The 8,595-nt window shown below is 36.0% G+C and carries 7 protein-coding genes; 2 read left to right on the top strand and 5 right to left on the bottom strand.

What is annotated here, in order from left to right; translation table 11 throughout:
• Positions 1 to 796: 796 nt before the first annotated feature.
• Positions 797 to 1,402: a biotin transporter BioY gene (locus tag KS419_RS12575; RefSeq protein ID WP_217066755.1), complete on the top strand. Its 606-nt coding sequence runs from the start codon at positions 797 to 799 to the stop codon at positions 1,400 to 1,402.
• A 258-nt stretch (positions 1,403 to 1,660) separates the two neighbouring features.
• Here KS419_RS12575 and KS419_RS12570 read toward each other — a convergent pair whose 3' ends face one another.
• The 4 genes from KS419_RS12570 to KS419_RS12555 all read right to left on the bottom strand — a co-directional run bounded on the left by KS419_RS12570 (position 1,661) and on the right by KS419_RS12555 (position 6,210).
• Positions 1,661 to 3,007 (bottom strand): Na+/H+ antiporter family protein, encoded by a 1,347-nt coding sequence (locus tag KS419_RS12570; RefSeq protein WP_217066754.1) that lies wholly within the window; start codon positions 3,005 to 3,007, stop codon positions 1,661 to 1,663.
• Between the two features lie 193 nt (positions 3,008 to 3,200).
• On the bottom strand, positions 3,201 to 4,337 hold the full coding sequence (locus tag KS419_RS12565; RefSeq protein ID WP_217066753.1) for a DctP family TRAP transporter solute-binding subunit: 1,137 nt from the start codon (positions 4,335 to 4,337) through the stop codon (positions 3,201 to 3,203).
• Between the two features lie 49 nt (positions 4,338 to 4,386).
• The gene (locus KS419_RS12560) at positions 4,387 to 5,661 is read right to left on the bottom strand and encodes a TRAP transporter large permease (protein WP_217066752.1); all 1,275 of its coding nucleotides are present in this window, start codon (positions 5,659 to 5,661) and stop codon (positions 4,387 to 4,389) included.
• 24 nt (positions 5,662 to 5,685) lie between these two features.
• Positions 5,686 to 6,210, bottom strand: coding sequence for a TRAP transporter small permease (locus KS419_RS12555; RefSeq protein ID WP_246593952.1), 525 nt, complete (start codon positions 6,208 to 6,210; stop codon positions 5,686 to 5,688).
• A gap of 750 nt (positions 6,211 to 6,960) precedes the next feature.
• Between KS419_RS12555 and KS419_RS12550 the strand changes: the two genes are divergently transcribed.
• Positions 6,961 to 7,437 carry a divergent PAP2 family protein gene (locus tag KS419_RS12550; protein ID WP_217066751.1) on the top strand — a complete coding sequence of 159 codons (477 nt, stop codon included), beginning with the start codon at positions 6,961 to 6,963 and terminating at the stop codon, positions 7,435 to 7,437.
• Positions 7,438 to 7,648: 211 nt separating this feature from the next.
• On the opposite strand, the gene KS419_RS12545 is transcribed toward KS419_RS12550, so the two are convergent.
• Positions 7,649 to 8,362 (bottom strand): 3D domain-containing protein, encoded by a 714-nt coding sequence (locus KS419_RS12545; protein ID WP_217066750.1) that lies wholly within the window; start codon positions 8,360 to 8,362, stop codon positions 7,649 to 7,651.
• Positions 8,363 to 8,595 lie beyond the last annotated feature (233 nt).

Genomic DNA, 8,595 nt, shown 5'->3' with positions numbered 1-8,595 from the left:
GCCAGCGTTCGTCCTGAGCCAGGATCAAACTCTCCAATAAAGTGTTGAGTTTGACGACTAGCGTCAAGCCAAATTTTGGCTAATTTTTACTTCTTCATTGACGGGATATTTCATTATCGCTTCATCATTATGATGAAGTAATTCATATCCCACTTCGCTTGGCTTTTTGTTTAGTTTTCAAAGGTCAAATTAAGATGTTGTTGTTTTTACAGCAACTCTTATATTATACCAATATAACTTCCAGTCGTCAAGAACTTTTTTTGTTTGTTTCTCGTAGTTTGTTTTTGGCGACAAATATTAATATATCATTTATCATTCCTTAAGTCAATAAATAATCTATAAAAATTTCTTAGACTTTCAAAGGTGATTTTTTTGACAAAAGATAATATATCACAATAGAGAAACACCTGCAAGCGGTATTAGTTATAGATTACAATTTATAAATTTTGGTACTAAGCCTTTCTACAGTAAACTAAAAAGTCTAATATTCTTTTTATTTCATAATAATATCCCTGATATATTTAAATGAGGGGAAGGTTATAAGGAAACAAGTAAACTTCTTTCAATATGATCGTACTTAATAAGAAAAGCGCAAACGCCTTTGGTCACTTCCGAAGTGCCCCGCAGCGGGTAGGCGGTGGAGCTAGACAAATTGCCCGAAGGTGCAAAAACTTATCTTTTCTTTCAAAAACGTTAACTATATTATAGATCTCTGTTGACAATCCAGATCACAAAGTATATTCTATTGTCAACTTACGAAATAATTTAGTGAACAATAATGGAAAGGAGATAGACTATGGTAAAGAAAATTAATAATCCATTTACCGTCGTGGATTTAACTAAAGCAGCTATGTTCATTGCACTAATGGGTATTGGAGCAAATCTTACTGCATTTATTACAATAGGAATTGTCCCATTAACCTTCCAAACTGTAATTGCCATTTTAGCGGGGGTTATCCTCGGAAAAAAAGTTGGGACATTTTCCATGCTTGGTTATACAATTGTAGGGCTAATTGGCGCTCCAGTTTTTTCAGGATTCCAGGGAGGAATGCACAATTTAGTTAGCCCAACTTTCGGATTTATACTATCATTTATAGCCCTGACATTTGTAGTAGGCTTTATTATTGAGAAAACGGAGAAACCTTCACTAATAATATATGTATTTGCAAGTTATATGGGGTTAGTCATTAACTATTTAATCGGGGTACCTTATTTATTTGCTCACCAGAAATTTATATTGGAAATACCTGATGTTACATTATTAACTACATCCATCTTAATGGCACCATTTTTTGTGAAAGATATTATAGTAACCGGACTGGGTGCTGTAATTGCACCAAAAATAATTAAAGCAACGAATAGTCGAAGAAGTAACATCAATCAATCCAAACAAACAGCATAATATCAAATCAGAAACACTTAAGTATCTTTATCTACCAGAATTTTAATATAGAGTGCTCCTTCGTTCACCCGTTTACAATAAAACACTAGACTAAATGCATTACATATTTTCAACTGATCCACAAGTAATAACACCCTAAAATTCCTGGCAAACAACAAAAAGGAACTGGATTTATACCAGCTCCTTTTATTGCATTATAACCTCAACATTTTTTCCTCACAGTCAAATAATTTCCCTATTATTCTAATAAAAATCAAATTACAATATAATTGCCGCAATCCAACCAAATAACATTAACGGAAGGTTAAGGTGTAAAAATGTAGGGACACAGGTATCCCATATATGATGATGCTGCCCATCTACATTCAATCCTGCAGTTGGACCTAAAGTACTATCCGATGCAGGAGAACCTGCATCTCCTAAAGCTCCAGCTGTACCAATTAGGGCAATGGTTGCCAGTGGGCTAAATCCAATCGTTGCTGCTAACGGAACGAATATAACCGTAATTATTGGAATAGTAGAAAATGATGAACCTATTCCCATTGTAATTAACAAACCAACAACAAGCATTAACATTGCAGCTAACCCTTTATTTTCGCCAATTATATTAGCTACGGTTGACACCAATGAATCCACATGTCCCGTTTCTCGTAGGACTTCAGCGAATCCACCTGAAGCAATCATCACAAAGGCAATAAAAGCCATCATTTTCATCCCATTTGTCATTAAGGATTCAGACTTAGATAAAGTATACCTTCCAGAAAAATGTAAGTAAGTAAAATAGATATACAAAATAGTTAGTCCAGTAAAAGCACTAAATATCATTGACTTCGTGAAATATTGTAGAAGTAACACAGTAAGGATCGATAGGATTCCAATTAACGCAGAAGAAGCTGAATAAGAAAAGTCACTTTCCTCATTTTCTCCCTTTTCCAGTCCTCGCTCTTCATAAATCCTGTTCTTAGTATAGGAAACAAAAACAGCAAAACATAAACCAAGAACCATGCCAAGTACTGGTAATACCAATGCTTGAGGTATCATTCCCAGTTCTATATCCATGCCGCTGTCAGCCATGTTTCTTTCAATTATTTCATGAAATATAAGACCGAATCCAAATGGAAATAGAATATAGGGCGCCTTTAATCCAAAAGTCATAATTGTCGCAACAGTTCTCCTATCTAGTAGGAGAGCATTAAAAACTTTAAGCAGTGGCGGTATTAAAATAGGTATAAATGCAATATGAATAGGAATAATATTTTGAGAGAAAACAGAGATTAAGAGAATACCGAAGAGAATCAATACTTTCGTTAACGTCTTCTTCTTTGATTCGCCATTTTTACCAACTACAGATATAGCGCTTTGAACCAATAAATTAGGCAATCCAGTGAAACTAATGGCAATAGCAAAGGCACCAAGCATGGCATAACTTAATGCTACTCCTGCATTCGTCCCTAAACCATTACCAAAGATCGTTAATGTTTCATCCAGTGTGAACCCTGCTGTCAATCCACCAACAATTGCGCCTGTAACTAATGCAATGACAACATGTATTCGTAACAAACTTAATAAAATCATAATCAATACTGCTATTACAACGGCATTCATAACATCTGCTCCTCTATACTTCATTACTTTATTTAACTAAATCACTAATGTATTAAAACGTATATAAATATAGCATCACAATATGAAAGTGTCAATAAGTTCACAAAAAGTTCGGGGACCAGGTCCCCGAACTTTTTGTGAACTTAAAAAACCTGGGGGAATACTTCCCCCAGGTTTTCTATATAACTAAAAATTAATTTCTGGCTGCTTCGATTTCTTCCTCTAAGAGGTCTAGAATTCTACCTGCATCATCACCATAGTTCTCACGGAAGAAGTCACGGACAGGCATTGCTAGATCACGGAATGCTTGACGCTCATCCTCTGTTAAATTATAGATTTCTGTAGGGTGTTCTTCACTTTCTTCCATTGCTGTTAATAAGTCAGAATTCATTTGATCTTGTAAGTCAAATACCCAATCTCTTAACTCAGCAACAGTTTCATCGATCATTCCCTGAATATCTTCTGGAAGACCATTATAGAAATCTGTATTTACAACTGTCATAGCAACATAGTTATTATGATTTGAGATTGTCATATAATCTTGAACTTCATGGAAACCAGCATCTTCAATAAAGAAGATTGGATTTTCTTGTCCATCTACTACACCTTGGTCCAAGCTAGTGTATAATTCTCCCCAGCTCATCGGAGTTGGATCAGCACCATAAACTTCATATGACTGACTGATTAAAGGAGATTGTTGAATACGCATTTTAAATCCGTCAAAATCATCAGGTGTAGTTAAAGGAAGGCCATTACTAGTCCACTGCATAGGACCTTCTGTGAAATATGCTAATGGAGTCATATTATGCTCTTCATACTTTTCACGTAAATGTACATTTAGTGCTTCACTAGAATCTAAAATTTCTTGAGTTAATGCAACATCATCCGGGAATAAGAAATGTAATGCAAATAGTTGTGCTTCTTCAACCATAGTTCCTGTAAATCCAGGGGAAACAATTCCAAACTCAGTAAAACCTAGTTGTAATTGTTCCACTTGGTCGACCTCATCCCCAAGTCCACCAAACTCGTAAACTGTAATATCTACTCTTCCATCAGACTTTTCAGCCATCCGTCTAGCGAATTCAGCAGCATATTCATATTGTACTTGACCTTGATACTCTTCTGTTACAAAATCCCAATGATACTCTGGACTTTTTGCTTCATCAGCACCTTCATCAGTTTCTGTTGTATCTTCTCCAGTGGTATCTCCATTCACATCTCCATTTCCATCGTCAGTTGTTCCATCATCGTCACCACCACAGGCAGCTAAAATGAGACTTAAACTAAGTACTGCGCTAACTAGGAAATTTCGTTTCTTGGATTTGAACATTTGACTAATTACCCCCATAAAAATTTTTTTTATTCAAAGGCCACTCCTCTTACATCCAACGAAGTAAGAATAAGGAGATGTCCTCAAATAGAATAACTAATATTGCTACAATAATTAACATTACAATATACGGCGGTGTTCCCCGTATAACATCCAAATAAGATTTATTAAAGACCGCACTTGCGGTAAATATATCTACTCCAAATGGTGGTGTTGCTGAACCAAGTGCAGCTTGGAACGTTATGACAACTCCTAAATGAACTGGATCTACTCCAGCAGCGGTAGCTACTGGTGCAAAAATAGGAGTTAATATTAAAATTACGACTATCGGATCCACAAACATACAACCAATAAAGAAGAATAAGGCAACAATAAACAATACGGTTAAAGCTGAAGGATCAGGTCCTAAAACTGCCGAAGTCAACGTTTGTGGAATCTGTGCCCTATTAATAGCCATTGAAAAAGCCTGACCTGCGGCAACTAAAATAAATACTGCTGACGTAACAAGTCCACTGGACATTGCCACTTTTGGAATCTCAGTAATTTTAATAGTCCGATAGATTAACACTTCTAAAATTAGTGCATATAATACAGAGATTCCTGCTGCCTCTGTTGGTGAAAACTGTCCTGTATATATACCACCGACGATAATTATCGGGAAACCTAATGGTAAAATTGCTTTCTTAGTAACTTGGAGTCTCTCTCTCCAAGTTGTTTTGTCCACACGGGGAATTTTGAAAACTCTAGCATGTACATATGCATAAATTGCAAAGAACAAGAAAATCAATACCCCTGGACCGATCCCTGCTATAAATAATTGCCCAACCGATGCATCTGATACTAACGCATAGATAATCATCCCAATACTTGGAGGTATAAGTAATGCAATATCACTTGCATTAATTATTAGTGCTATCGCACTTGAATCTTTATACCCCATTTTTAATAAACGTTTTCTCATCGGAGTCCCTACCGCCACAACTGTAGCTTGAGTTGAACCTGATATCGACCCAAACAACGTACATGCTGCTGCAGTTGTAATGGCATATCCTCCCCGTAAATGGCCTACGAATGCTCCAACAAAATCGACTAAGCGGTTTGATGTCTTACCTGTTGACATGATATCAGCAGCGAAGATAAACAAGGGAACTGCTAACAAGGCATATGGTACTATTCCTGACCTCATTTGTTGAATTAAAATGAGGGGGTCCAACTGTGGCAGAAAAAAGAAAACCAAAACAAACGCCCCTGCAATCAGTGGGATCATCATTGGAAAACCCATGATGAGCAAGACGACCATTGTTAATAGAATAATCCACTCCATATTTTATTCCTCTCAATGTTTATTTTATTGTTCATCATAATCTTTCTTTTCTTGAGCCAAGTAAACTTCTTCATTCACAAGATTTACCCAGACATTCCTTAAAAATTGTATTCCCCCTAAAAACAGCCCGATAGGAATAAACATGACCATTACCCAGTATGGAAGTTCCAAGGATGCTGTTGTTCTTGTTTGCATTGTCGTATAAATATAAGCATAGTAGCTTAAAACAAATAGTATTATTGCAGTTACTAAAGGATTAATAACAGCTAGTACTTTTTTCACTTTTTTCGGAGCAAGATCAAAAAATGCCGACATACTAATATGTCTTCCTTTTCTCGCCGCATAACTTATACCCATAAATGTTGCCATTATAATGGCTATCTCACTGATCTCCTGCGCAAACAACCAGCTTCGGCCAGTTATTTGCCGATTCACTACATTACCAAAAGTCATAATAGCTATAATAATAATCGACCAACTTAGTACGAAAATCTCAAATTTAATAAGTAGTGTGTCAAGTAATTTAAACACCTTTTTTATTGCATTCAACTTATGTACCCCTCCTCCCCATGATCAATAGGAAATCAATGAAATTACTCCGAGTATGCCACCCTATTTACTAGGTTATAGATTTGCAACTTTTACTTCACTTAAAACTTTCGCTATTTATGTCGAAAGGTTGCGATTAACGTAGATACGCTTTTTTCAATTATTTCGCCTATTAAATATCATATAGCAATAGGATAAATAGCTCAAAAAGTATATATAGGGAAAATGAAGGATTATCCTTTATATATTACACTCAATACAAAATACTATCGGTCATATATAATAATCCTCCTATCAACTCCATCTAATTCCCAAATCCTCTGTTCTGTATTGTGGATGGTGTTTTTCACAAACACTCCATTCTTCTATTCCCGATTTTCAATACTATAAAACCTCTTTTTGCTAAACTTATGACAACCTTATGTTTTTGTTTTTTATTTTTATTCATACTTTCTGTAAAAATGCTAGTTAGTTTACTGAATTATGCTTATTTTACTGATTAAAGTTAATTCACTATTTTATATAAAAATATACATTTTCAAATATTGAACGGGTAATATTAATGAAAGGAGTCGATTTTACTATTTGAGATGCACCATGAAAAATTATACTTTTTTATGACTAGTATCTAGATATACATTGCTAAAGATATGCTATAATGAACGTTGCCAATTATGTTAATTAAAAGATTAATTTTCCTCTTATTTTGGGTATAGTATGATATCAACTTCAGAAAGGACAATCTTCGTTATGGATTTGTTTACTAACTTCCCACTGTGGGCAGCTTTATTTACCATTGGTTTTGCTCAATTTATAAAGGTTCCATTACAATATATTGCAACAAGAAAGTTTGACTGGACTCTTCTCACCAGTACTGGAGGCATGCCCAGTTCCCATTCAGGTGCTGTTACAGCCTTGTCTACTGCAATTGCTATTGAAGAAGGTTTAGGATCACCTTTTTTCGCTATTTCTGCCATATTTGGAGTAATTGTTATGTTTGATGCGACAGGTGTTCGTCGACATGCAGGAGAGCAGGCTACTGTATTAAATTCACTAGTAATGGATTTCAATAAATTGATGGAAGAAATGAAGTCGTGGCCGGCTAAAAAGGAGAAGGAAAAGAGGAAAGAATTAAAAGAATTATTAGGTCACCAACCAATTGAGGTTTTCTTCGGGGGTCTACTGGGAATAATTCTTTCATTAATTTTACATGCAATATTGCACTAATCATTAAGAAAAGCGCAAGCGCCTAGGCTCACGAGCGTAGGGCAGTGGAGGAATGACAACAAGAAGTCTGCTCTTTGACTTCGGTTGTCACTTCCGAAGTGCCCCGCAGCGAGTAGGCGTTTGTGCTAGACATTGCCCGAAGGTGCAAAAACTTATTATCTTTTAAAAAAGAAACTGTTGCCCATTAAGATGGACAACAGTTTTTTTTCTTTTATGATGCATCAACAAATGATAATTGTCTCCTAAATACTTGTACGGCCTCATCTTCATTTAATTCAACTAAATCTTGGTCAGTCAGCTTTCCATTTCCACGTTCAATAACGTATACTTCTATAGAACGTTTACCCCACTGATCGTACACCTCTTGAACAGTTTCATAATATAAGTCAATTTTATTTCCTTTAATAGCTGATCCCGTGTCTGCCACTACCCCATATCCATATCCGGGAATAAAAAGTATTGTTCCGATTGGAAATACATCAGGGTCTGCAGCCACTGTGGAATACAAATCCCTTTTAACTTTTACACCAGAAAAAGTTATACCATACTGAGGATGCCCTTCTGTTTTCCCTGTTGATTCAGGACCAGCAGTATAGCCTGTAGCTACTACCTCAAGGGAAGGATATTTACTCCAATCTTGTGATTCCTCCAGAGTTACTGAAGCTTCCTCTGTATCGTGGGTTATTATTTTCCTTTCCTCGGGTATCATGCTTGTTAAACTCCTTTTTTGGAGCATCGTATCCCTCTCCATTAAGTTACTACCATAAAATTGTGGTTGTTGATCCAATAAAACATTTTGTGGATATATCCAAGTCTTAAGTTCATCAGCCTTTACATTTGATATGCCAGAAAAAGTAGTAAAGATTGCACCAAGAAGTAACACAGTAAAAAATAAACATTTCCCCAGTTTTTTAAACAGGTCCATATCATTCACTCCTTTCACTTTGACATCTTTTCCAAGGAAGAAAAAAAATATTCATCTTAACATTAAATTGATTTGCACCGACCTAAATGAGAAAAGCAAAATCGCCTAGTATCACGAGCGTAGGGCGCTGGAGCTAGACATAAGAAAAGCGCAAGCGCCTTTGGTCACGAGCGTAGGGCAGTGGAGGAATGACAACTAGAAGTCCGCTCTTTGACTTCGGTTGTCACTTCCGA

This window comes from Evansella tamaricis (assembly GCF_019042215.1).
Classification (GTDB): Bacteria; Bacillota; Bacilli; order Bacillales; family Salisediminibacteriaceae; genus Evansella; species Evansella tamaricis.
This window is presented reverse-complemented; position numbering and strand designations above follow the sequence as displayed.